The following is a 23,109-nucleotide window of genomic DNA, read 5'->3' on the forward strand; positions in this document are numbered from 1 at the left end:
AAGAGGAGATGCGCGGATTACTTGACGGAGCCGATGGTCAAACCACCGCGCCAGTACCGCTGCAACATCAGGAAGGCGACGATCAGGGGGACGATCGCCACGAGAGCGCCGGTCACGATCACGCTGAAGGTCGCCGCTCCGCCGTTGCCCATGATCGCGGACATGTACCAGGCCCGGAGCCCGACCGTGAGCGGGTAGAGCTGGTCGTCGCTCAGCATCACCAGCGGCAGGAAGAAGTTGTTCCAGGACGCGACCATGCTGAACAGCAGGACGGTGACCAGGGCGGGCTTCATCGCGGGCAGGGCCACGCTGGTGAACACCCGGAACTCGCCGGCGCCGTCGATCCGGGCCGCCTCGAGCATCTCGTCCGGGATCGAGTCGTGCACGTAGACCCGCAGCAGGTAGACGCCGAACGGGTTGAGCAGCGACGGCAGGATGACCGCCCAGATCGTGTCGACCAGGTTCGCCTGCGACATGAGCAGGTAGGTGGGCAGCACGAGCGCCGTCGCCGGCACCATGATCAGGCCGAGCAGCAGCGCGAACAGGGCGTTGCGGCCGGGGAAGCGCAGCTTCGCGAAGGCGTAGCCGGCCAGCGCCGAGATGGCCGTCGCGCCGGCGCCGCTGACCACGGCGTAGAACGCCGAGTTGCGCAGCCAGGTGAGGTAGACCCCGCCGTCCTGCTCGAACAGGATCCGCAGGTTGTCGATCAGGTGGAAGTCGGAGAACCAGAGCGAGGCCGACTGGAAGAGCCCGGTGTTGTCCTTCGTCGCGGCGACCAGCAGCCACCAGAACGGGAGCAGGAAGTAGATCGCCAGCAGGCCCATCACGACGTGGGCGGCGGCGCTGCCTTTTCTGAGGTTCATCGCAGCGCGCTCCTCTTCCGGGTGGCGAACAGGAAGATGTACGACCCGATGAAGACCACCGCGCCGAGCAGGAACGAGATCGCCGCCGAGTAGTTGTACTGCTGGAACGAGAACGCCTGGTTGTAGGCGTACACGTTGGGTGTGTAGTGCTGGGTGATCGCGCCCGGGTTGAGCGGCTGGAGGATCAGCGGCTCGGTGAAGAACTGGAGCGTGCCCATGATGGTGAAGAGGGTCGCCAGGACCAGCGCCGAGGAGATCATCGGCGTCTTGATCCGCAGGGCGATCTGCACCTCGCTCGCGCCGTCGATGCGGGCCGACTCGTAGACGTCCCGGGGCAGGCCCTGGAGCGCCGCGTACAGGACGATCATGTTGTAGCCGGCCCACTGCCAGGTGACGATGTTGCCCAGCGAGGCCAGCACCGTGTCGCTGGAGGTGAAGTCGATCCCGGTCCAGGCGAACGGGCCGATGCTGTCGCTGTAGAGGAAGCCCCACATCAGCGTGCCGATGACCACCGGCACGGCGTAGGGCACGAACGCCGCCAGCCGGAAGAACCGGGAGAACCTGGAGGTCGCGGCGTCGATCAGCAGGGCCGCGATCAGCGCGATCCCGATCATCACGGGGGTCTGGAGCAGACCGAAGATCAGGACCCGGACCACGCCCTCACGCACCAGCGGGTCGTCGATCGCCTGCTTGTAGTTGTCGAACCAGGCGAAGACCTCACCCTCGATGAGGGTGGACCGGTACAGGCTGATCTTGAAGGCGTACGCCATCGGGAGCAGCAGGAAGGCGACCAGCAGGACGGTGAACGGCAGGGCGAAGAGCCAGCCGGTGGCCGCCTCCTTCACCCGCGCGGCCCGCTGGGTGCCGGTCCTGGGCGAGGGGCCCGCGGCCGCCGGAGCGGCCGCGGGGGACGTCTGCACCTCGGTCATTACTGAACCTTGAAGCCCTGCTGGGTGGCGTAGGTCTTGATGTTCTCCTGCGCGGTGTCCAGCGCCGCGGTCCAGGAGGTCTTCTTCTCGATCGCCTGGCCCAGGTTGGTGGTCAGCTGGTTGAAGTTGTAGCTGTTGAACGGGCTCCAGTCCAGGTCACCGACACCGTTGTAGGCCGGCACGAAGACCTCGTTGACCTTCTGGCCGCCGAAGAAGTCGTACGTCTTGCCGGTGAACGCGTCCGACTCCAGGACCGGGGTGACGGTCGGGAACAGGAACGCCTTGTCGATGCCGATCTTCCAGGCCTCGCTGTTCTTGGCGCCGAAGATCTCCATGGCGACCTTGGCCGCGATGTCCGGGTACTGGGCCTGGTCGGTCACCGCGAACGAGGAGCCACCCCAGTCACCCTGGGCGTTGGCGCCGGCGGTCCACTGCGGCAGCGGGGCGACCCGCCACTTGCCGGCCGCACCGCCCGCGTTCGCCTGGATGTAACCGGGTCCCCAGCCGGCCGCGAGGTAGGTGGCGTACTTCTCCGAGCCGAGGCCGTTGTAGAAGTCGGTGGTGTGGAAGGCGGTCGTGTCGGCGAGGCCGGTGTTGACCATGCCCTCCCAGTACTCGAAGACCTTCTTGGCCTCGGCGCTGTTGACGTTCACGCCGATGGCGCCCGGGTTCGCGATGTCGTAGGTGTACGGCTTGGCGCCGGCCTGCCAGAACAGACCGGTCATGAAGCCGCCGTCGTTGGCGCCGAAGTCCGTCATGAAGCTCTTGCCACCGGAGGCGGCCTTCAGCTTCTCGGCCTGCGCCTTGTACTCGTCCCAGGTGGTCGGGACGGTCAGGTTGTACTTCTTGAAGATGTCCTCGCGGTACATCATCGCCATGGGGCCCGCGTCGACCGGGAGCGCGTAGACCTGCTCACCGGAGCTGACCTGGTCCCACGCCCAGCCGGCGTAGTCGCCCTTGACCGCGTTCGCACCGTACTTGCCCAGGTCGACCAGGTGCTTGGTGAGCGCGAAGGTGGGGATCTCCTGGAGCTCCAGCATCACCACGTCGGGCGCGCCCTTGCCGGCCTTCAGCGCGGTCTGGAGCTTGGTGTACTGGTCCTGGCCGGTGCCCGCGTTCGTCCACTCGATCTTGACGTCGGTGTGGGTCGCGTTGAACTGGTCGACGACCGCCTTGAACTCCGGGTACCAGGCCCACACCTTGACGGTGACCGTGCCGGTCGGCTTGGCGGCGGTGGCCGCCTTGTCGTCGTCGCCGCTACCACAGGCCGCCAGGGTCACGGCGGTCGCCGTCGCCGCGATGGCCGCCACAACTGATCGCCGACTGACTTTTCGTGCACTAAAGTTGCCGATGTTCACTGGGTCCTCACAGACAAGTAGATGCGTATCCAGTTGATCAGTTCTGATGCCCACAGGGCTCAGAGAGCCGACCTCCGGTGCTGGCACATCGGGGGTCGGCCATCAGGTTCTCACCGCTGGTCGAGCCGAGTTGCTACGCTTTTGCAGCGCTGCAAAGCAAAGCATGCACGGGACCCTATAACGACGGCAAGGGGTAACCTGCCGGAAACTTGGGGCGGCCAGAGGGGGCAAGAATGCGTCGAGAAGTCACTCTGCGTGACGTCGCGGAGTTGGCCGGCGTTTCCAGCCGAACCGTCTCCAACGTGGTCAACGGTTACGCCAACGTCACGGAGCGTACGAGAGAGCGTGTTCAACGGGCGGTCGAGGAGCTCGGCTATCGACCAAACGTGCTCGCGCGGAACCTGGCACAGGGCCGATCCGGTCAGATCGCGGTCGTCGTGCCGTACCTGGACACCCCGTACTTCTCCGAGTTGTTGCAGAGCGTGATCCGCGCGGCGCGGGTCAGCGGCTATAACGTTTTGATCGACCAGACCGACGGCGACCCCGAGCACGAGCGGGCGTTCATCGCCGACGGGTCACGCCGGCTGCTCTTCGACGGGGTCATCTTCAGCCCCCTCGGCCTCGATCAGCAGGCACTCGCCACCCGCGACCACCGACTGCCCCTGGTGATACTCGGCGAGCGGTCCAGCGACGGCAGCTTCGACCACGTCGGGATAGACGATGTAGCGGCCTCCCGGCAGGCCACCGAGCATCTGATCGACCTGGGCCGGCAGCGGATCGCGGCGATCGGCGACCAGCCCTACGCCACCGGCGAGGCGGCGCAGCGGCGCACCCGGGGCTTCCGCGAGGCGCACGCGGCCCGCGGGCGCACACCCCGGGAAGACCTGATCATCAGCACCCCCCGGTTCAACCGGCCGGACGGCGCCCAGGCCATGGAGCATCTGCTGGACCTGGCGGAGCCTCCGGACGCGGTGTTCTGCTACAGCGACCTGGTGGCGCTCGGGGCGATCCGGACGCTTCTGTCCCGAGGGCTGCGCGTGCCCGAGGACGTCGCGGTGGTCGGCTACGACGACATCGAGGACGGGCGGTTCTCCAACCCGACGATCACCACGATCTCGCCGGACAAGGAGATGATCGCGACCACCGCGGTGGAGCGGCTGCTGCTGCGCATCAGCAGTTCCACCCCACCCGCCGGGCTCGAGCTGCGCGCGCCGCACAAGCTGATCATCAGGGAGAGCACGGCCGGGCGTACGCCGAACGCCCGGTGATCGTGGATCACCGGGCGCCGTGGGACGGCTGGTCTCAGTCGATCGTCACGGTGAACCCAGTGACCTCGCTGACCCCGGCCGCCCCGACCGGGTAGACCGCCCCGCGCAGGGTGCGGCTGTCCGGCCAGGCGATGGAGACCATCAGCGACGTCTTGCCCGTGACGTCGGCCAGTTCCCGCTCCTTCAGCACCTTGCCGTCGGTGACCCGGATCAGGGCGACGACGGGGCGCAACCCGGCGCCGGTGTCCCGGTCGTAGGCGACCGCGAGGGTCCTGCTGTCCGGGGAGAGCCGCATGTCGGTCACCGCGATGCAGCCGGTCAGCGGGATCTCGGTCACGAGATCGGCGCCGGTGATGTCGTACACCCGGGGCACGCACTCGTCCCGCATCCGGGACACCGCCACCCAGCCACCGGACATGTCGGTGAGCCGCAGGTTGCCGAAGACCTGGCCGAGGCCGAACGCCGACCCTCCGGCGATGAGCTCCTCGTGCCCGGTGGCCATGCTGTGCATGAACAGGCCGGCCGGCCGCCACAGGTAGGCGACGTCCTCCCGGGCGGTCAGCAGCATGACCGATTCGCCCTTCTTACGCACGTTCCGCTGGATCCGGACCCGGCCGTCCGGGTCGGTCCCCACGAGCCGGTATTCGAGCCCCGACACGTTCGGGCCGTCCTTGCGCTTCGTTCCCGGTTGGGTGTCGTGTGAGCCGAAGGCGACCACACCACCGCTCGGCAGCACCACCACCCGCTCCCAGTTCCGGGCACCGACCACCGGATGACCGATCAGGGTGCCGTCCGGCAGCAGCTCCCCGACCGCCGTCTCACCGCCGAGCCGCACGGTCGTCCCGCCGGAGCCCCGATAGTCGCCGGCGGCCGCCTGCAGGAGGAGATGCTGGCCCGGCGGCTCGGCGCCCGGTCCGGAGCTGATCCGCGCGCTGGGGCTGATCCCCGGTTCGGCGCGGCCCGCCGGAGGGAGCACCCCCGCGCCGGCGGACGGGCCCGGCCGTCGCTGGATCGCCACGCCCGCCACCACACCGGCGAGCACCGCCACCACCGCGGCGGCGGAGACCGCGGCCTGCCGGTTGCGGCGACGGCGGGCCCGGCGGTGAATGTCGGCGAGGTCGCCCGGGTATCCCCGTGCGGCCTGCGCCGCCACCCGGACCGCCTCGGTCACGTTCTGCGGAATCCCTTCCATGTCTCAGTCCTCGCTGTTCAGCTCGTGCCGGAGGGTGGCCAGCCCGCGGGAGAGACGGCTCTTCACCGTGCCCTCGCTGATGCGCAGGGCCACGGCGGTCTCGGCGGTGGAGAGGTCGAGCAGCACCCGGCAGGTGATCACGGCTCGCTGCGGCGCGGGCAGCTTGGCCAGCGCGTCCTGAGCCGCCACCGAGCCGTCCGGTGGCCGCAGATGCGGGTGGGCGGCCTCGTCGGCCGGCGGTTGCTCCCGGCGGACCTTGCGCCACCACGACGTCGCCCAGTTGAGCGCCACCCGGAAGACCCAGCCGGCCGGGTTCTCCAGCCGGCTCACCGCCGGCCAGCGGGCATAGGCCCGGGACATCGCCTCGGCCACCGCCTCGGCGGCCAGGTCGTCACGGCGCAGGGTGACCACGAGAGCCCGGTAGACCCGGTCGGCGTTCGCCCGGTAGAAGGCCTCGAAACCGTCGTGTTCCGGGGGAGCCGCCGCGTGGGTCAGCGCTGTCTGTACCGCCATGACCGATACACGCGGGACGGCGCCGATCGGTTCCCGGTCAATCCTGGGACTTCTCCTCGGGGGTGGTCAGGCCGGCATGCTCGTCGAAGTCGGCCCACTCCAGCAGGGCGTCCAGGGAGTGCGCGTGGTCGTCCATGGGGGCGTACAGGTCCCCCAGCTCGGCGAAGCGCGCGGGGACCGTACGGATGGTGAGGTCTCTGGGGTCCAGATCCTGGATCTCGTCCCAGGTGACCGGGGTGGAGACGGTGGCGGTGGGCACGCCCCGGACCGAGTAGGCGCTGGCGACGGTGTGGTCGCGCGTGTTCTGGTTGTAGTCGACGAACAGCGCGGACGGGTCGCGGTCGCGGCGCCACCAGGTGGTCGTGACGTCGTCGGGGGCGCGCCGCTCCACCTCGCGGGCGAAGGCGAGCGCGGCGCGCCGCACGTCGGAGAAGCCCCAGCTCGGTTCGATCCGCACGTAGACGTGCATCCCCCGGCCGCCGGAGGTCTTCGGATAGCCGGTGATCCCCAGTTCGTCGAGGAGCTCGCGGACCACCGTGGCGACCCGCTGGACCGTGCCGAACGGGCAGTCCGGCATCGGGTCCAGGTCGATCCGCCACTCGTCGGGCTTCTCGGTGTCGGCCCGCCGGGAGTTCCACGGATGGAACTCCACGGTGGACATCTGCACCGCCCAGATCACGTCGGCCGGTTTGGTCACGCACAGCTCGTCGGCGTGCCGGTTGTAGCGCGGGAACGACACCCGCACCGTCTCCAGCCACGGCGGCGCGCCGTTGGGCACCCGTTTCTGGTGCACCTTCGCACCGGCCAGGCCGTCCGGGAACCGGTGCAGCATGCACGGGCGCTCACGCAGCGCGCGGACGATCCCGTCGCTCACCGCCAGGTAGTACTCGACCAGGTCGAGCTTCGTGACGCCGAGCTCCGGGAAATAGACGCGATCCGGGTTGGAGACCCGGACGTCGTAGTCGCCGACTTCGATGGTCGTGGCTTCACCGGCCATGACCTGAACCTATCCCAACCAGGCGTCGTCCATGTCCCGAAGAAGGGTGTCGCCGGAGTCGAGCAGGTCCAGCATGGGGCCGATCCGGGGCAGCTCGTGGGTGACGAAGTACCGGGCGGCCAGCCGCTTGCCCTGGTAGAAGTCACCCTCCCCGCCCTCGGCGGCGAGCAGCTGCTCCAGCCAGAGCCAGGCGATCACCAGGTGGCCGGCGGCGTCCAGGTAGGCGGTGGCGTTGACCAGGGCGCTCGACGGGTCGCCGGTCGCCCAGAGCTTGGCGGTCGTCGCGGCCAGCCGGTCGGCGGCGCTCAGCACCGGGCCGCCCAGCTCGGCGGGCGCCTTCGAGGCGGTGGCCCGGATCCGGTCGAGCAGCAGGCCCAGACCAGCCCCGCCCCGCATGGTCACCTTGCGGCCGAGCAGGTCGAGGGCCTGGATGCCGTCGGTGCCCTCATGGATCGAGTTGAGGCGGTTGTCCCGGTAGAACTGCTCGACCGGGTACTCCCGGGTGTAGCCGTAGCCGCCGTGGACCTGGATGGCGTGGTCGTCGGCGAGCCGGCACCACTGCGACGGCCAGGCCTTCACGATCGGGGTGAGCGTGTCGAGCAGCAGGTCGTTCTCCGGCGACGGCTCGTCCAGCAGCTTCGCCGCGTAGAGGACCAGGGCGAGACCGCCCTCGACGTACGACTTGGAGGCCAGCAGCATCCGGCGGACGTCCGGGTGCTCGACGATCGGCACCGGCGGGGCCAGCGGATCCTTGCCGTTCACCGGGCGGCCCTGGAGACGCTCCCGGGCGTACGCGAGGGCGTGCAGGTATCCGGTGTAGCCGAGGGCCACCGCGCCGGACCCGACACCGATCCGCGCCTCGTTCATCATGTGGAACATGTACGCCAGGCCGCGGCCCTCCTCGCCGACCAGTTCGGCGGCCGCGCCCTCGAAGGCGAGCACCGCGTTGGTGGTGCCCCGGTAGCCCATCTTGTGGTTGAGCCCGGCCAGGACGACGCCGTTGCGCTCGCCGGTCTCCAGGTTCCGCTTCGGGACGATGAACAGCGACAGGCCCTTCACCCCGGCCGGCGCGCCCTCCACCCGGGCCAGCACCAGGTGGATGATGTTCTCGCTCAGCTCGTGGTCGCCGCCGGAGATCCACATCTTGCCGCCGTCGATCCGGTAGGTGCCGTCGGCCTGCCGGGTGGCCTTCGTCGTCACGTCGCTGAGCGACGAGCCCGCCTGCGGCTCGGAGAGGCACATGGTGCCGGTGAACCGGCCCTCGATCATCGGCTGCACGTAGCGCCGGATCTGCTCCTCGGTGCCGTGCGTGAGCAGCAGGTGGGCGTTGCCGGCGGTGAGCATGGCGTAGGCCGAGGTGGCCGTGTTGGCGGCCTGGAACCAGAGGAAGCAGGCCCGCTGCACCACGTGCGGCAGCTGGAGGCCGCCGTGCTCGGCGTCCATGCCGGCGGCCGGGAGCCCGGACTCGGCGAAGACCCGCAGCGCCCGGCTCACCTCCGGGATGATCGTGACCTTCTCGCCGTCGAAGGTCGGCTCGGTCAGGTCACCGGCCCGGTTGTGCGGCGCGAAGTCGCGCTCGGCGATCTGCTGGGAGACGTCGAGGAACGCGTCGAACGTCTCCCGCGAGTGCTCGGCGAACCGCTCGCGGGCGGTCAGCGACTCGGCGCCGAGCCACTCGTACAGCAGGAAGTCGAGGTCTCGCCGGGAGAGGACCTTGGACACCGCAGCCACCACCGTTCATCCGGAAACTTCGTGCACCCAGTGTGCACGAAGTTTAGTCCGGCGCGCGGTGCCGTCCGACCCGGGCCACCGTGCCGGCCGGGACCCGCCGAGAGTGCTTGATCTCGTACATGGCGTGGTCGGCGGCCCGCAGGGCCTCGTCCGGGTCACCGGCGGCCGGGGCCAGGTGCACCCCGACGCTGGCGCCGATCTGGATCTCGTGCCCGTCGATCCGGAACGGCAGCCCGAGAACGTACCGCACGCGGTTGCTCATGGCGTCGACGTCCCCCGGGTCGACCACCCCGGGCATCAGCATGACGAACTCGTCGCCACCGACCCGGGACAGCACGTCGCTGGAGCGTACGCACGCGCTGAGCCGGTCCGCCACCTGGCGCAGCAGCTCGTCGCCGACCTCGTGCCCGTGCGCGTCGTTGACCGGCTTGAACCCGTCCAGGTCGACGAAGAGCACCGCCACCGAGTCGGCACGCAGCGACGTGTGGAGCTTGTCCTGCATCCGGCGCCGGTTGGGCAGGCCGGTCAGCGGGTCGTGCTGGGCCTCGTGCTCCAGCCGCTCCTGGAAGGCCCGGTTCTCCGAGATGTCCCGGGCGTTGATCACCACGCCGCTGAGAGCCGCGTTCTGCATCTGGTTGGAGGCGGTGAAGTCGAACCAGCGGTACTCGCCGTCGGCGGTCCGCACCCGGCACTGCAGGCGCAGCACGCCGGACAGGTCGGCCAGCAGGGTGGTCAGCCCCTCACGCATCTGCTGCTGGTCCTCGGGGTGCACCACCTCGAAGACGCTGTGCCCGGTCCGCGAGCCGGCCGCGAAGCCGAGCACCGACGTGGTGCTGGGGCTGCTGAAGACGATCCGGCCGGTTCCGTCCAGGACCGACACCAGGTCCGGGGCGTGCTGGAAGAGCGCCTGGAACCGCTCGTCGGCGCGGCGCCGCTGGATCTGCGTCCGGTAGCCGAGGAGGGTGATTCCCACCACACCGATCGCCAGCATCGCGAGCAGCGTGAGGTTGAGGGTCTGGCTGCGGCTGTAGACGGCGCCGTCGAAGGAGGCCTGGGTCTGCGTCCGCACATAGGACCAGTCGCTGGCCAGGCCGCCGACCACCACCGCGATCATGTCCCGGCCGTTCTCGGTGTACTCGACGAACTGGGCCTTTTCGTGGTCCAGCCGTGCTTTGATTTCCGGGTGTACGACCTCACCGACGAGCGTGTCGTCGCTGGCCGCCCCGACCCGGCCGGCCTTGTCGACGATCATCGTCTTGTGGGCCGTGCTGCGCAGCTCGCGGATGTAGTTGTGCAGCGGGGTCTGCGCCACCTCGTTGAGACCGATCAGGTAGCCGACCGGGCCACCGCCCACCAGGACCGGGATGCCCACCGCGGCCACGTAGGTGTCCCCGGCGTTCATCACACCGGAGAACCCGTACTTCTCGGCCTTGATCTGCTCCCACAGCGGTTTCCAGGCGGCGTCGTTCTGCGCCGGGAGGCCGCTGGCCCGGCTCACGGTCAGGAAGTTCCCGTCGAGATCCGTGGTGATCATCCCGTACTGGAAGGTGGTGCTCTTCTTGGCGGCCACAGCGAGAGAGGTGCGGTCCTTGGCGTCGTCGGCGGCCAGCCGGACGGCGATCTGGCCGAGGAGGAGCGTGAGCTCCCTCACCGAGTTCTTCTGGAGCTGACCCGTAAGGGTGCCGTTGTTGGTGCCGAGCGCGGTGGTGTCGTTCTGGTGCACCGTCTCGACCGCCTTGACGGTCGAACGGTTGACCAGAATGCCGACGACACCGGCACCGGCCAGCAGTAGCACGCTGACCAGCACCGCGATCCAGTTGCGCAGCCGCATGGCGTTCCCTCCTCGCCGCTTGTCATCGGCAGCCGGCAGCCTGGCTGAACGAACCCGGGCGGCCGGAATTCAGGGGGAAATGGGGCGGCGCTCAGTGGCATAGACCCCCGATGATGGAGAGGAACGTGCCGGGTTGCTTCCGTCACCCCGGGCACGAGGCCGGCCGCGACGAAACGGAGCACCGGATGCGCAGACAGGTGGTGGCGTCGCCGACAGGCTGGCTGGCGCCGTTCCGTGGCCGGGTTCCCATCCCGCGCCCCTCACTCGGGCAGGCCCCTCCACACACCACCGATCCATCGCTCACCCCCGCCCGGCGGCGCATCGTGCGCTCCGGCCTCAGCCTCACCGGCGCCGCCTTCGCGGCCGTCTTCTACTGCCTCTCCTTCACCCCGTCCCTGCTGCCCCGGGCCTGGTCCCTCCAGGGCGTGGTGGCCGGGATCACCGCCGCCATGGGGTACGCGGTGGGCGCCGCCCTGGGAGCGCTGTTCCGCCGCGGGTGGCGGCAGCCCACCGCCCGGACCGTCCGGATCGCCTGGAGCATCCTGTTCGCCGTGGTGCCGCTGCTCGTCGTGGTCTTCCTCTGGCTGGGCACCCGCTGGCAACGTGACCTGCGGATCCGCCTGGGCATGCCGCCGGCCGAGGAGCACGACATAGTCCGCACCGTCGGGGTGAGCCTGCTCACCTTCGGCCTGCTGCTGCTGATCGCCCGGCTGCTCCGGCTGTCCACGCACGGATGCGCCTGGCTCTTCCGGCAGTTCGTCCCGGCCCCGGCCGCCTGGTGCGCCGGCTCGGTGGTGGTGGCCCTGCTCGCGTACGGCGCCGTGGACAGCCTGCTGATCACCCAGATGTTCTCGATGGCCGACCGGTCGGCCGCCGTGGTCAACAGCGGCACCGGCGACGGCGTGCGGGTTCCGGAGTCATCGCTGCGCTCCGGCGGGCCGCGGTCACTGGTCTCCTGGGACTCGCTGGGCCGGCAGGGGCGGGCGTTCGTGGCCGGCGTCCCGACCGGCGAGCAGCTGACCGCCTTCGCCGGGCGGCCCGCCCTGGAGCCGATCCGCCTCTACGCCGGCCTCAGTTCGGCGTACACCGTCGAGGAGCGGGCCGACCTGGTGGTCCGGGAGATGGACCGGACCGGGGCCTTCGACCGGGCGGTGGTGGCGATCATCACACCGACCGGGACCGGCTGGGTGGACAGCAAGGTGCCCCGCTCCCTGGAGTACATGTACGCCGGCGACACCGCGCTGGTGTCCATGCAGTACTCGTACCTGCCGAGCTTCTTCGCCTTCCTGGGCGACCGGTCCGAGGTGGTGGACGCGGCCGACGCCCTGATCGGCGCGGTCCGCGAGCGGTGGGCGGCCATGCCGGTGGGCGAGCGGCCCCGCCTGTTGCTGTTCGGCGAGAGCCTCGGGACGTACGGGATGGAGAAGACCTTCGGCACCCCGCAAGGTCTGGTCGACGGGGCCGACGGCGCGCTGCTGCTCGGGCCGACCTTCGCGAACCCGGCGCACCGGGCGCTCACCGAGGGCCGCGCCGAGGGCAGCTCGGTCTGGGACCCGGACTACCCGGGCCTGGCCGTCGAGTTCGCCGACGACGCGGCCGAGCTGCGCACCCTGACCGGCGCCCGGCCGAAGGTGGTCTACCTCCAGAACGCGACCGATCCGGTGGTCTGGTGGAGCTGGGACCTGCTCTGGAAGCAGCCGGAGTGGCTGAGCGGGCGGCGGGCCCCCGACGTCACTCCCGACATGCACTGGTACCCGGGAATCACCTTCTGGCAGATCAGCTGCGACATGGTCTTCTCCAACAAGGTGCCGACCGGGCACGGCCACGTCTACAAGTCGGCGACGGTGGACGGATGGGCCACTATCGCTCCACCGCCGGGCTGGACGACGGCGGACAGTCTTCGTCTACGGGCGCTGCTGGACGACTGAGACCGGGCCGGTCGCCGAAACGGGAGTCCACCACGGCGGGCCGGTCGGGAACCGCACCGGCGTAGGCCCGGACCGCCAGGCCGGCCAGGAAGGCGACCACCGACATGACCGCCACACCGGCCACGGCGCCCCGCCGGAAATTCGATCGGAACCGGCCATCCATCAGCGCACCTCCTGACGAAACCTCCCTCAATCGTGAATGCCGGACACATGGCTTCATACCCGGTTGTTCGGGCGACCCGGTACGGGTGACACCCGAAGGAGACCTCGCACCGTTGGTAACGACGAGGGCGCTGGAGGGAGACATCGATGGCCGAACCACCGAACGGGTTCCGGCGGATGCCCGGACAGCGGCCGCGCCCGGTGGCCCAGGGCATCGCCGCCATGGTCGCCGCGGTCGCGGTGCTGGGCGGCGGGCTGCTCGCGAACCGTCTGCTGTCCGGTGAGGACGACCAGCCGCCACCCGCGCCGTCCCCGAGTCCATCGAAATCCGCCGCTTGACCCGGTAGGTTCGGCGGACATGACGCCGCATCGAAAACTGTCCATAGCAGCGCTCGCTCTCGTCATGCTCGGCGGTTTCGGATTCACCCCGGACCGCGGGCCCTCCTGGCAGCTCACCGACACCGGGGTCACCGCCCGGTTCCGTGGTCTGGCCCCGGTCAGCGGGAAGGTCGCGTGGGCGGCCGGCTCCGCCGGAACCGTGCTGCGCACCGTCGACGGCGGCCGTACCTGGGCCTCGGTCGGGCCGCCCGAGGCCGCCGCGCTCCAGTTCCGCGACATCGAGGCGGCCGACGCCCGGCACGCGGTCGCCCTCACCATCGGCAACGGCGCGGACTCCCGGATCTACGCGACCTCGGACGCCGGCGTCACCTGGACCGAGACGTTCCGCAACGACGATCCGGCCGCCTTCTACGACTGCATGACCTTCCTGGACCGGCGGCACGGCCTGGCCCTGTCCGACCCGGTCGGCGGGAGGTTCCGGATCCTGGCCACCTCCGACGGCGGCCGTACCTGGCAGGTCCGTCCCACCGACGGCATGCCGGACGCGCTGCCCGGCGAGTTCGCCTTCGCGGCCAGCGGCACCTGCCTGGTCTCGGCCGGCGGGCACGCCTGGTTCGCCACCGGCGGCGACGCCACCGCCCGGGTGTTCGCCTCCCGCGACGGCGGCCGGAGCTGGACGGTCAGCGACTCACCGGTGCCCAGCGGCCCGAGCGCCGGGATCTACTCGCTGGCGTTCCGGGACCCGTGGCACGGCCTCGCGGTCGGCGGCGACTACGCGGCGCCCACGGCGGCGCCGGACGGCTCGGCGGTCACCCGGGACGGCGGCCGGCGCTGGACCGTCTCCCGCACGGTGCCCGGCGAGTACCGGTCCGGGGTGGCCTGGACGGGCCGGGGCCGGACCGCGCTGGCCGTCGGGCCGACCGGCAGCGAGATCTCCTACGACGGCGGGGTCACCTGGCGACGGTTCGACACCGGCAGCTTCGACGCGGTGGTCTGCGCCCCGGACGGCTCCTGCTGGGCCTCCGGAGAGAAGGGGCGGGTGGCGAGGCTCAGCCGTTGAGATAGGCCAGGACGGCGAGCACCCGGCGGTGGTCGTCGTCCGACGGCGGCAGTCCCAGCTTCGTGAAGATGCTGTTGATGTGCTTGCTGACCGCCTTGTCGCCGATGAAGAGCTTGGCGGCGATCGCCCCGTTGGAACGCCCCTCGGCCATCAGCCCGAGCACCTCCCGCTCGCGGACGGTCAGGGCGGCCAGCGGCGGCTGGTGCCGGGCCAGGAGCTGGCCGACCACCTCGGGGTCCATCACGGTGCCGCCGGACGCCACCCGGCGCACCCCGTCGATGAACTGGGCCACGTTCGCCACCCGGTCCTTGAGCAGGTAGCCGACCCCGCCCCGCCGGTCGGTGAGCAGTTCCCGGGCGTAGAGCGGCTCGACGTGCTGGGAGAGGACGAGCACCGGCAGGCCGGGGACCGTGGTCCGGGCCGCGATGGCCGCCTGGAGGCCCTCGTCGGTGAAGGTCGGTGGCAGCCGGACGTCGATGACGGCCACGTCCGGCCGGTGCTCGACGAGGGCGGGCAGCAGGGACGGCCCGTCCTCGACGGCGGCCACCACCTCGAAGTCGTACGCCCGCAGAAGCCGGGTCAGACCGTCCCGGAGGAGGGCGAGGTCCTCGGCGATGACAACGCGCACGGCAGCTCCATGGTCACGACGGTCGGTCCGCCCAGCGGGCTGGACAGGCTCATCGTGCCATCGAAGGCGGCGAGTCTGCGTTCGATCCCCCGCAGCCCGGTTCCGCGGTCCGGGTCGGCCCCGCCCCGCCCGTCGTCGCTGACCCGCAGGAGCAGCAGGTCCCCGGTATGCCAGAGTTCCACGGCCGCGTTGCCGGCGCCGGAGTGCCGGGTCGCGTTGGCCAGCGCCTCGGCGACCGCGAAGTAGGCGGCCGACTCGACCGGCGTGTCCAGCCGGCCGGGCAGCGCCGCGGTGACCGTGGCCGGGATCGGCAGGGCCATGGCCAGCGCCCGCACCGCACCCTCCAGGCCGCGCTCGGCGAGCACCGGCGGATGGATGCCGCGGACCAGGTGGCGCAGCTCGTGCAGGGCGGTCGTGCTGTTCTCCCGGGCCTCGGCGAGCAGTTTGCGGGCGGTGGCCGGGTCGGCGTCGATGATCTCCTCGGCGAGCCCGATGGTCATGCCCAGCGACACCAGCCGGGCCTGGGCCCCGTCGTGCAGGTCCCGTTCGATCCGGCGCAGTTCGGCGGCCTGCGCGTCGACCGTGTCGGCCCGGGTGACGGTGAGCTGGCTGACCCGCAGGCGCAGTTCGGCGGCGCGGGTCGGGGCCAGGAAGAGCCGGGCCGTGTACGCCTCCGCCTGCCGCAGGTGGGGCGCCGCCGCCACGCCGATGGCCAGGATCGCCGCGCCCTGCGGCAGGGACAGGAAGCCCTCGCCGATGGTGTCGATCGGCCAGATCACGCCGTAGCCGTAGCCGTCCACCCCGAGCGACACCCAGAGCGGGATGAGCAGGATGCCCTCCGCCCCGTAGGCGACGATGCCCAGGGACACCAGCGCGAGGGCCAGCCCGGCGATCGCACCGGGCAGCAGCCACGCCGCGTCCCGCCAGGTGGCCGGGTCGGTGACCAGCCACCGGTAGTGCCGGATGCCGCCCGGCACCGCCCGCTCCGGGCGCGGCCGGTACGGGCGGGCGATCGCCACCCGGTAGCCGGCCGCCAGGCGCCGGGCCAGGTCGGCACGCGCCCGGATCAGCATGGTCACCAGCGGCAGCAGCACCAGCCCGAGCCCGAGCACCGGGGTCAGCGCGAGCGACACCACGAAGAGCACGAGGAGCGGGATGTTGACGATGGCCAGGGGGACGGCCAGCGCCGCGCCCGCTACGGCGTGCAGGCCGTCGCGGATCCAGTCACGCGAGTCCATGCCCCCATCCTGGCCGTCCGCCGCCAGGATGTCGGTAGTGCCAGCCCTACCGGGCCACTGGGGGCTGACACTCCTGACCCGGTGGTGCCACGTTGGTTATCTGTATGCATGACGACGACAGCCGAGACACGGTCCGGCAGCGACTTCGCCGAACTCAACCGCCGGATCAACGCCGCCGGCCTGCTACGCCGCCGGCCCGGCCACTACGCCGTACGCCTGAGCCTGGTGGCCCTCGCCTACCTCGGCGGCTGGACCGCGTTCGCCCTGGTCGGCGCCTCGTGGTGGACGCTGGCGGTGGCCGTCTTCCTGGCCGTCGTCTTCACCCAGGTGGGTCTGGTGGCGCACGACCTGGCGCACCGGCAGGTGTTCCGCACCAACGCGCCGAGCGCCCGCGCCGGGCTGATCGCCGGGAACCTGGCGATCGGCATGTCCTACGGCTACTGGATGGACAAGCACACCAAGCACCACGCCAACCCGAACCACGACGACCTCGACCCGGACGTCAGCCCGGCCGCGCTGGTCTGGTCGGTGGAGCACGCCCGCGGCAAGGGCTTCCTGGTCCGGTATCAGGCCTGGTTCTTCTTCCCGCTGCTCACCCTGCTCGGGATGTCGCTCAAGCGGGACAGCGTCCGCGCGCTGCGTACCGGGTCGGTCAAGCGGCGCGGCCTGGAGTCCGTGCTGCTCGGGCTCCACTTCATCGGGTACGCCGCCGCGCTCCTGATCGTGCTGTCCCCGCTGCAGGCGCTGGCCTTCCTGGTGGTGCACCAGGCGCTGTTCGGCGTTTACCTGGGGCTCACCTTCGCCCCCAACCACAAGGGCATGCCGCATCCGGACGGCACCGAGGACTATCTCCGCAAGCAGGTCCTGACCTCGCGGAACGTACGTGGTGGGCGGTTCGTGGACGTGGTGCTGGGCGGGCTGAACTACCAGATCGAGCACCACCTGTTCCCGGCCATGCCGATGCCGAACCTGCGGGCGGCCCAGCCGATCGTGCGCGACTACTGCGCCGAGATCGGGGTGCCGTACGAGATGACCGGACTGCTGGAGTCCTACCGGCAGGCCCTGCGGCACCTGCACGATGTCGGCGCGGAGTTGCGCGGCGGCCGGGCGTAGAGTCTGCGGGTGCGTGTCCGGAATCGACACCGGTTCGTAATAACTGAGCAGAATTCGGCTACCCCCCGCCGCGATGGACGTTACCGCTGGTAGTGACCTTGGTGAACCGACGGGGTACATAGCGTTTTCATGGGATTAAGGGATAAAGTGCCGCGGGTGAAGGTGACCTTGCAGGAGATCCGGGAACGGACCTACAAACCGGTCGACGCGTGGTGGACCGTGCTTCTGGTCGACCCCCTGGCGTCGCGACTGGTGCGTCTGGTGGCGCCGTACCGGTGGATCACGCCCAACATTCTGACCCTCGTCGCGTCGATCTTCGGCTTCGGCGCGGCCGCCTGTTTCGCCGTCGGTGAGCGGTGGTACCTCGTCGCCGGTGGGATCCTGTTCCACATCAGCTTCGTGGTCGACTGCATGGACGGCAAGATCGCGCGGCTGAACGGCACCGGGACGATGTTCGGGCAGTGGCTCGACTTCGTCCTCGACCGGGTCCGGGTCTTCATCATCGCCCTCTGCCTCTTCGGCGGTCAGTACGCCAGGACCGACGACGTCGCGTACCTCTGGCTGATGTCCGTGGCGATCTTCCTGGACCTGTTCCGTTACCTGAACAGCGCTCAGATGACCAAGGTCCGCAAGAGCATGAAGGACCAGCTCACCGCGTACCTCGAGCCGGTGCGGGTGCAGGCCGAGCCGGCCGCCGCGATGGCCGAGCCGGTCGACGAGATGCCGGAGCCCGCCCCGGCCCCCACCGGCGGCGGCTCGCTGAAGAACCGGATCGGCGCCACGCTGCGCCGCAACCGGATCCGCACCCACCTGATCAGCGGCATCGAGTACGAGATGACGGTCTTCATCATCGGCCCGATCACCGGCCTGATCTTCCCGGTCACCATCGCGATCGGCGCCGGCCTGCTCGCCTTCGAGGCGTTCCTGATCTTCAAGCTGTTCCGCGCCTGCCAGCAGTTCCCCGCGAAGCTGGCCGCCGCCCAGGCCGCCTACGAGGAGTTCGAGGCGGGCCGGGACGAGGACCAGCGCGTCCCTTCCACGGTCTGACACCCACGTGGTGACGCACCCCCGGCGGCCGGTCCGCCGGGGGTGCGCTCGTTCCGCCCGGCGGTCCGGCTAGATTGGCCCGATGCCACGACGCCGCCTGCTCTATCTCCTGGCGGTTCTGGCGATGCTGGGGCAGATGGCGTTCGCCATGGTCACCACCGCGATCCAGCAGTCGCCGACCATCGACGAGCCGGTCTACGTGGCCACCGCCGAGGTGTACCGGCAGCAGCACAGCCTGCGCTACAACCCGGAGCATCCGCCGCTCGGCAAGCTGATCATCGCGGCCGGGACGGCGCTGGCCGGGGCCGAGCTGGACCCGGCCTACCCGGGCAACCAGACCCGGCTGGGCCGGCACCTGCTGTACGAGACCGGCAACAACCCGTTCCAGCTGATGCTCCTGGCCCGCCTGCCGGTCATCCTGCTCACCCTGCTCTTCGGGCTGGTGGTGCTGGCCTTCGCACGGGACCTGGCCGGGCCGCTCGCCGGGCTGATCGCCCTGGCCCTCTACAGCTTCTCCCCCGACGTGATCGCGCACGGCTCGCTGGCCACCCTGGACTTGCCCGCCGCCGGGATGCTGCTGACCGCCTTCTGGCTGGCCTGGCGCGCCCGCACCCGGCCGGCGCTCTACGTGCCCCTGGCCGGGGCCGCTCTCGGCGCGGCGATGGCGACCAGGATGAGCGTGCTCCCCGCCGTACCGTTGCTGGTGCTCCTGGCCGGACTGTCGACCTGGCGCAACCGGACCGATCAGCGCGGGCGCCGTCTGTTGATCGCCGCGGGAGCGGCGCTGGGCGCCGGAGTGATCGCGGTGGCCATGGTGTGGATCACCTACCTGATGGTGGACCCGCGGCTGCGCTGGACCACCCCGGCCGGCCTGGACCAGATCCACGAGCTGAAACGGCTGGCCGTGGGCCTGCTGCCGTTCCCGCAGGCCTACCAGGACGGGATGCTGATCCAGTTCAAGTTCGAGAACCGGTCGTTCAACGGGTTCCTGCTGGGTGAGGCCTACAAGGGATCGCCGTGGTACTACCTGCCGGCCGCGATCATGATCAAGACGCCGCTCGGGATGCTGGCGCTCTGGCTGGCCGGCGCGGTCACCATGGTCGTGATGCCGCGGCTGCGGGCCGCCGCGCTCTACGTGCTGCCGGTCTCCGCGCTGCTGGTGGCGGTCGGCATGACCGGGGAACGGAACTACGGCACCCGCTACTCGATCTTCCTGCCCATGTTCCTGGCCGTGGCCGCCGCTACGGTCGCGCTGATCCGCCTCAGGTGGGCGCGGATCACCACGGGGCTGCTGGTGCTCTCCGTCGCGGTCAGCTCGCTGCTGACGTTCCCCTACTACCTGCCCTACTCGAACGAGGCGTTCGGCGGGACCGACCGGACCCACCTGAACCTGCACGACGCCAACGTGGACTGGGGGCAGGACCTCGCCCGGCTCGGGCAGCGGCTGCGCACCGACCACCCGGGCGAGCAGGTGTGGCTCGTCTACAAGGGCTCGGGTGTGCCGGGGTACTACGGGATCGAGGCGCGTGACCCGTACACCGTCCCCGACGACCAGGTACGCGGGCTGCTCGTGGTCTCCGACTCCCGGGTGGCGCTCGCCGGGCCCCGGCTGAAGAGCTGGATCGAGAGCAGCACCGAGATCGGGAACGTCGGCCACTCGATCCGTATCTACCGGCGCTGAGATATTGAGGGTTACCGGCCGGTAATGCTTAGGTGACACGATGACGCACTACGACATCGTGATCGTCGGCAGCGGCTTCGGTGGCAGCGTCAGCGCACTGCGGCTGGCGGAGAAGGGCTACCGGGTCGGCGTGCTCGAGGCCGGCCGCCGGTTCACCCGCGACACCCTGCCCAAGACCTCCTGGGACCTGCGCAACTTCCTCTGGGCCCCGCGACTCGGACTGCGCGGCATGCAGCGGATCACCCTGCTCAAGGACATCATGGTGCTGTCCGCGGCCGGGGTCGGCGGCGGATCGCTGGTCTACGCCAACACCCTCTACCGGCCACCCGCGCCGTTCTTCGCCGACCCGCACTGGGCCGGGATCACCGACTGGGCCGCCGAGCTCGACCCCTTCTACGACCAGGCGTCCCGGATGCTGGGCGTCACCGAGCAGCCCAGCATGACCGCCTCGGACGTGGTGATCCAGCAGGTCGCCGAGGACATGGGGGTGGGCCACACGTTCCGGCGTACCCCGGTCGGGGTGTTCTTCGGCGAGCCGGGGAAGACCGTGCCGGACCCGTACTTCGGTGGCGCCGGCCCGGACCGCACCGGTTGCGTCGAGTGCGGCAACTGCATGATCGGCTGCACCGTCGGCGCCAAGAACCGGCTGGACGTCAACTACCTCTACCTGGCCGAGCGCGCCGGGGCCGTGGTGCACCCGGACACCGAGGTCACCGCGCTGCGCCCGGACGGCGACGGCTGGCGGGTGGAGACCCGGACCGGCGCCTTCACGGCCGGCCAGGTGATCCTCTCGGCGGGCGCGCTCGGCACCCAGCGGCTGCTGCACGCCATGAAGGACTCCGGCGTGCTGCCCGGGCTCTCCGGCCGGCTCGGCCGGCTCACCCGCACCAACTCGGAGGCCCTGCTCGGCGCGGCCACCAAGGACGTACCGGAACGGCCGTTCTCCGAGGGCATCGCGATCACCTCGTCGTTCCACCCGGACGCCGACACCCACATCGAGCCGGTCCGGTACGGCCCGCGCAGCAACGCCATGGGCCTGCTGTCGACGATCCTGGTGGACGGCGGCGGCCGGGTGCCGCGCCCGCTCCGCTTCCTGTGGCAGGCAGTGCGGCATCCGGTCGTCTTCGGCCACTCCCTGTCGGTCCGCCGGTGGAGCGAACGCACCATCATCGCCCTGGTCATGCAGACCCTGGACAACTCGCTGACGGTCCGGCGCACCCGGTTCGGGCGGCTGACCACCACCCTCGGGCACGGTAGGGCCAACCCGGTCTGGATCCCGGTCGGCCACGAGGCGGTCCGGCGCATCGCCGACCGGATCGGCGGCTATCCCGGCGGCACCCTCGGCGACGTGGTCAACATCCCGCTCACCGCGCACATCCTCGGCGGCGCCACCATCGGCGAGTCGGCGGAGACCGGGGTGGTGGACGCCTACCACCGGGTCTACGGGCATCCCGGCCTGCACGTGATCGACGGCTCCACGGTCCCGGCGAACCTGGGCGTGAACCCGTCCCTCACGATCACCGCCCTGGCCGAACGGGCCACCGCCCTCTGGCCCAACAAGGGCGAACCCGACCAGCGACCGGCCCTCGGCGACACCTACCGCCGCGTCGACCCGATCCCGCCGCACTCCCCCGCGGTCCCGGCCCACGCCCCCACGGCCCTCCGCCTGATCCCCCGCCCCCGATGATCCACTCGATACCGGCCGCACCGGGCCCGGCACCCTGCCGGACCGCGGCCGGCCGGCCGGATCCCCGGCTGCGGCGGCACGTGCTGGCGTACAGCGCCTTCTCCACCACCACCCCGGTCGCCCACCGCCTTCTCCCGATCAACGTGCCCGTCCTGGTCGTCGACCTGACCGGGGAGTGCCGGGTGGCGACCGGCCCACGGTCCGCACCGGGACTCGGCGGGCCGGACCGCTGGCGGCGCGGCGTCACCGTGGGCCTCACCCCGGCCGGCATGTCCGCGCTGCTCGGCGGCATCCCGCCCCGGGAACTGGCCGGGCGGGCCGTACCGCTCGCCGACGTGCTCGGCCGCGCCGACGCCGCACTCGCCGAACACCTCGCCGGCGCACCGACCTGGGCCGCCCGGTTCCGCCGCCTGGACACCTGGCTGACCGCCCGGCTGGACCCGAACCTGCCGGAGGATCCGCTGGTCACGGCCGCGTGGTGGCGGTTGCAGCGGGGTACCGGCCGGGCCCGGGTAGGTGCCGTGGCAGCCGGTCTCGGGGTGGGCCGCCGCCACCTGGAGGTCGCGTTTCAGCGGGCGCTCGGCCTCTCCCCCGGCACGGTCGCCCGGATCGCCCGGTTCCAGCGGGCCGTCGGCCTGGTCGCGGCCGGTGCGCCCCTGTCCCGGGCGGCCGCCGATGCCGGCTACGCCGACCAGCCGCACCTCACCCGCGACATGCGGGCGCTGGCCGGCCTCACCCCCGGGTCGCTGCGCGCATTCGTTCAAGACCGGGCGGCCGTCTCCGCATAGCGTGCCAGGGCATGACGCCTCCACTCACCGGAAAGACGGCCCTCGTCACCGGCGGCTCCCGCGGCATCGGCCGCGCCGTCGCCCGGCGCCTGGCCGCGGACGGCGCCCGGGTCGTCTTCACCTACCGTTCGTCGAAGGACGCCGCCGACGCACTGGCCGGCGAGATCGGGGCGGTCGCCGTCCCATGTGATCAGGCCGACCCGAACACCCTCCCGGCCGTCTTCGAGCCGCTCCAGGACGGCCTGGACATCCTGGTGAACAACGCCGCCATCACCCTGAGCCGCCCGATCGCCGACCTCACCCCGGAGGACTTCGACCGGGTCCTGACGATCAACACGAAGTTTCCGCTGCTGGCCATCCGGGCCGCGATCCCGCTGCTCCCCGACGGCGGCCGGATCATCAACCTCTCCACCCTGAACACCGCCGTCCCCGCACCCGGCCTCGCCCTCTACTGCGCGAGCAAGGCCGCCCTCGAACAGATCACCGCCGTAGCCGCCCGCGAACTCGGCCCCCGCGCCATCACGGTCAACACCGTCTCACCCGGCGCCACCGACACCGACATGCTCCAGGCCACCAACACCCCGGAGTCCCTCGCTCGGACGGCCGCCCTCACCGCACTCCAGCGCCTGGGCCAACCCACCGACATAGCCGCCGTCGTCGCCTTCCTGGCCGGCCCCGACGCCGCCTGGCTGACCGGCCAGAACCTCCGAGCCACCGGCGGCCTGCTGATCTGACCTCCCGGCCCACTCACCCTCT

General features: G+C 70.9%; 20 protein-coding genes. 10 read left to right on the forward strand and 10 right to left on the reverse strand.

The features are described 5' to 3' along the window. Window positions 1-17 precede the first annotated feature (17 nt). From BJ964_RS03095 to BJ964_RS03105, 3 genes are read right to left on the reverse strand one after another with little or no spacing between them, the layout of a single operon-like run. Entirely contained in the window at window positions 18-863 is an 846-nt protein-coding gene (locus BJ964_RS03095) for a carbohydrate ABC transporter permease (RefSeq protein WP_188119250.1), read from the reverse strand. Further along, a complete protein-coding gene (locus BJ964_RS03100) occupies window positions 860-1,792 on the reverse strand; it encodes a carbohydrate ABC transporter permease (RefSeq protein ID WP_188119251.1) in 933 nt (310 codons plus the stop codon). The genes BJ964_RS03095 and BJ964_RS03100 overlap by 4 nt, the downstream gene beginning before the upstream one ends. After that, window positions 1,792-3,102, reverse strand: coding sequence for an ABC transporter substrate-binding protein (locus BJ964_RS03105; protein ID WP_188119252.1), 1,311 nt, complete (start codon window positions 3,100-3,102; stop codon window positions 1,792-1,794). The genes BJ964_RS03100 and BJ964_RS03105 overlap by 1 nt, the downstream gene beginning before the upstream one ends. Before the next feature lie 281 nt (window positions 3,103-3,383). Here BJ964_RS03105 and BJ964_RS03110 point away from each other — a divergent pair, with 281 nt between their 5' ends. Then, complete coding sequence (locus BJ964_RS03110; protein ID WP_188119253.1) at window positions 3,384-4,418, forward strand: LacI family DNA-binding transcriptional regulator; 1,035 nt, start codon at window positions 3,384-3,386, stop codon at window positions 4,416-4,418. A 34-nt stretch (window positions 4,419-4,452) separates the two neighbouring features. Here BJ964_RS03110 and BJ964_RS03115 read toward each other — a convergent pair whose 3' ends face one another. Genes BJ964_RS03115 through BJ964_RS03135 form a run of 5 tightly spaced genes read right to left on the reverse strand, consistent with a single transcriptional unit; the run spans window position 4,453 to window position 10,682 of the window. Then, window positions 4,453-5,610 carry a hypothetical protein gene (locus tag BJ964_RS03115; RefSeq protein WP_188119254.1) on the reverse strand — a complete coding sequence of 386 codons (1,158 nt, stop codon included), beginning with the start codon at window positions 5,608-5,610 and terminating at the stop codon, window positions 4,453-4,455. A 3-nt stretch (window positions 5,611-5,613) separates the two neighbouring features. After that, complete coding sequence (locus tag BJ964_RS03120; RefSeq protein WP_188119255.1) at window positions 5,614-6,123, reverse strand: RNA polymerase sigma factor; 510 nt, start codon at window positions 6,121-6,123, stop codon at window positions 5,614-5,616. Window positions 6,124-6,160: 37 nt separating this feature from the next. Further along, window positions 6,161-7,120, reverse strand: a complete 960-nt coding sequence (gene ligD / locus BJ964_RS03125; RefSeq protein WP_188119256.1) for a non-homologous end-joining DNA ligase — start codon at window positions 7,118-7,120, stop codon at window positions 6,161-6,163. 9 nt (window positions 7,121-7,129) lie between these two features. Further along, window positions 7,130-8,842, reverse strand: coding sequence for an acyl-CoA dehydrogenase (locus BJ964_RS03130; protein ID WP_188119257.1), 1,713 nt, complete (start codon window positions 8,840-8,842; stop codon window positions 7,130-7,132). Between the two features lie 52 nt (window positions 8,843-8,894). Then, window positions 8,895-10,682 (reverse strand): sensor domain-containing diguanylate cyclase, encoded by a 1,788-nt coding sequence (locus tag BJ964_RS03135; RefSeq protein ID WP_188119258.1) that lies wholly within the window; start codon window positions 10,680-10,682, stop codon window positions 8,895-8,897. Between the two features lie 185 nt (window positions 10,683-10,867). Here BJ964_RS03135 and BJ964_RS03140 point away from each other — a divergent pair, with 185 nt between their 5' ends. From BJ964_RS03140 to BJ964_RS03150, 3 genes are all read left to right on the forward strand, one after another. Next, window positions 10,868-12,610, forward strand: a complete 1,743-nt coding sequence (locus tag BJ964_RS03140) for an alpha/beta hydrolase (RefSeq protein WP_188119259.1) — start codon at window positions 10,868-10,870, stop codon at window positions 12,608-12,610. A 309-nt stretch (window positions 12,611-12,919) separates the two neighbouring features. Next, complete coding sequence (locus BJ964_RS03145) at window positions 12,920-13,111, forward strand: hypothetical protein (protein WP_188119260.1); 192 nt, start codon at window positions 12,920-12,922, stop codon at window positions 13,109-13,111. A gap of 19 nt (window positions 13,112-13,130) precedes the next feature. Then, on the forward strand, window positions 13,131-14,171 hold the full coding sequence (locus BJ964_RS03150) for a sialidase family protein (RefSeq protein WP_229806549.1): 1,041 nt from the start codon (window positions 13,131-13,133) through the stop codon (window positions 14,169-14,171). Here BJ964_RS03150 and BJ964_RS03155 read toward each other — a convergent pair. Together BJ964_RS03155 and BJ964_RS47735 are read right to left on the reverse strand one after the other, a co-directional pair. Next, window positions 14,161-14,799, reverse strand: a complete 639-nt coding sequence (locus tag BJ964_RS03155) for a response regulator transcription factor (RefSeq protein WP_188119261.1) — start codon at window positions 14,797-14,799, stop codon at window positions 14,161-14,163. The genes BJ964_RS03150 and BJ964_RS03155 overlap by 11 nt on opposite strands. Then, entirely contained in the window at window positions 14,751-16,037 is a 1,287-nt protein-coding gene (locus BJ964_RS47735; protein ID WP_188119262.1) for a sensor histidine kinase, read from the reverse strand. The genes BJ964_RS03155 and BJ964_RS47735 overlap by 49 nt, the downstream gene beginning before the upstream one ends. A 108-nt stretch (window positions 16,038-16,145) precedes the next feature. Here BJ964_RS47735 and BJ964_RS03165 point away from each other — a divergent pair, with 108 nt between their 5' ends. The 6 genes from BJ964_RS03165 to BJ964_RS03190 all read left to right on the forward strand — a co-directional run bounded on the left by BJ964_RS03165 (window position 16,146) and on the right by BJ964_RS03190 (window position 23,087). After that, window positions 16,146-17,150 carry a fatty acid desaturase family protein gene (locus BJ964_RS03165; RefSeq protein WP_188119263.1) on the forward strand — a complete coding sequence of 335 codons (1,005 nt, stop codon included), beginning with the start codon at window positions 16,146-16,148 and terminating at the stop codon, window positions 17,148-17,150. A 156-nt stretch (window positions 17,151-17,306) separates the two neighbouring features. Then, window positions 17,307-18,197: a CDP-alcohol phosphatidyltransferase family protein gene (locus tag BJ964_RS03170; protein WP_188119264.1), complete on the forward strand. Its 891-nt coding sequence runs from the start codon at window positions 17,307-17,309 to the stop codon at window positions 18,195-18,197. An 82-nt stretch (window positions 18,198-18,279) separates the two neighbouring features. Beyond that, window positions 18,280-19,878, forward strand: coding sequence for a phospholipid carrier-dependent glycosyltransferase (locus BJ964_RS03175; protein WP_188119265.1), 1,599 nt, complete (start codon window positions 18,280-18,282; stop codon window positions 19,876-19,878). A gap of 40 nt (window positions 19,879-19,918) precedes the next feature. Then, on the forward strand, window positions 19,919-21,565 hold the full coding sequence (locus BJ964_RS03180) for a GMC oxidoreductase (protein WP_188119266.1): 1,647 nt from the start codon (window positions 19,919-19,921) through the stop codon (window positions 21,563-21,565). Further along, window positions 21,562-22,353, forward strand: a complete 792-nt coding sequence (locus BJ964_RS03185; protein ID WP_188119267.1) for a helix-turn-helix domain-containing protein — start codon at window positions 21,562-21,564, stop codon at window positions 22,351-22,353. Before BJ964_RS03180 ends, BJ964_RS03185 begins: the two co-directional genes overlap by 4 nt. Window positions 22,354-22,364: 11 nt before the next feature. Then, entirely contained in the window at window positions 22,365-23,087 is a 723-nt protein-coding gene (locus BJ964_RS03190; protein WP_188119268.1) for an SDR family oxidoreductase, read from the forward strand. Window positions 23,088-23,109: the final 22 nt, after the last annotated feature.

The organism is Actinoplanes lobatus (genome assembly GCF_014205215.1).
GTDB classification, from domain to species: domain Bacteria; phylum Actinomycetota; class Actinomycetes; order Mycobacteriales; family Micromonosporaceae; genus Actinoplanes; species Actinoplanes lobatus.

Excerpts from the sequence above, each read along its gene's own strand:
- BJ964_RS03095 (WP_188119250.1), bottom strand. The coding sequence starts at position 863 with ATGAACCTCAGAAAAGGCAGCGCCGCCGCCCACGTCGTGATGGGCCTG.
- BJ964_RS03100 (WP_188119251.1), bottom strand. The coding sequence starts at position 1,792 with ATGACCGAGGTGCAGACGTCCCCCGCGGCCGCTCCGGCGGCCGCGGGC.
- BJ964_RS03110 (WP_188119253.1), top strand. The coding sequence starts at position 3,384 with ATGCGTCGAGAAGTCACTCTGCGTGACGTCGCGGAGTTGGCCGGCGTT.
- BJ964_RS03115 (WP_188119254.1), bottom strand. The coding sequence starts at position 5,610 with ATGGAAGGGATTCCGCAGAACGTGACCGAGGCGGTCCGGGTGGCGGCG.
- BJ964_RS03120 (WP_188119255.1), bottom strand. The coding sequence starts at position 6,123 with ATGGCGGTACAGACAGCGCTGACCCACGCGGCGGCTCCCCCGGAACAC.
- ligD (WP_188119256.1), bottom strand. The coding sequence starts at position 7,120 with ATGGCCGGTGAAGCCACGACCATCGAAGTCGGCGACTACGACGTCCGG.
- BJ964_RS03135 (WP_188119258.1), bottom strand. The coding sequence starts at position 10,682 with ATGCGGCTGCGCAACTGGATCGCGGTGCTGGTCAGCGTGCTACTGCTG.
- BJ964_RS03140 (WP_188119259.1), top strand. The coding sequence starts at position 10,868 with ATGCGCAGACAGGTGGTGGCGTCGCCGACAGGCTGGCTGGCGCCGTTC.
- BJ964_RS03145 (WP_188119260.1), top strand. The coding sequence starts at position 12,920 with ATGGCCGAACCACCGAACGGGTTCCGGCGGATGCCCGGACAGCGGCCG.
- BJ964_RS03150 (WP_229806549.1), top strand. The coding sequence starts at position 13,131 with ATGACGCCGCATCGAAAACTGTCCATAGCAGCGCTCGCTCTCGTCATG.
- BJ964_RS47735 (WP_188119262.1), bottom strand. The coding sequence starts at position 16,037 with ATGGACTCGCGTGACTGGATCCGCGACGGCCTGCACGCCGTAGCGGGC.
- BJ964_RS03165 (WP_188119263.1), top strand. The coding sequence starts at position 16,146 with ATGACGACGACAGCCGAGACACGGTCCGGCAGCGACTTCGCCGAACTC.
- BJ964_RS03175 (WP_188119265.1), top strand. The coding sequence starts at position 18,280 with ATGCCACGACGCCGCCTGCTCTATCTCCTGGCGGTTCTGGCGATGCTG.
- BJ964_RS03180 (WP_188119266.1), top strand. The coding sequence starts at position 19,919 with ATGACGCACTACGACATCGTGATCGTCGGCAGCGGCTTCGGTGGCAGC.
- BJ964_RS03185 (WP_188119267.1), top strand. The coding sequence starts at position 21,562 with ATGATCCACTCGATACCGGCCGCACCGGGCCCGGCACCCTGCCGGACC.
- BJ964_RS03190 (WP_188119268.1), top strand. The coding sequence starts at position 22,365 with ATGACGCCTCCACTCACCGGAAAGACGGCCCTCGTCACCGGCGGCTCC.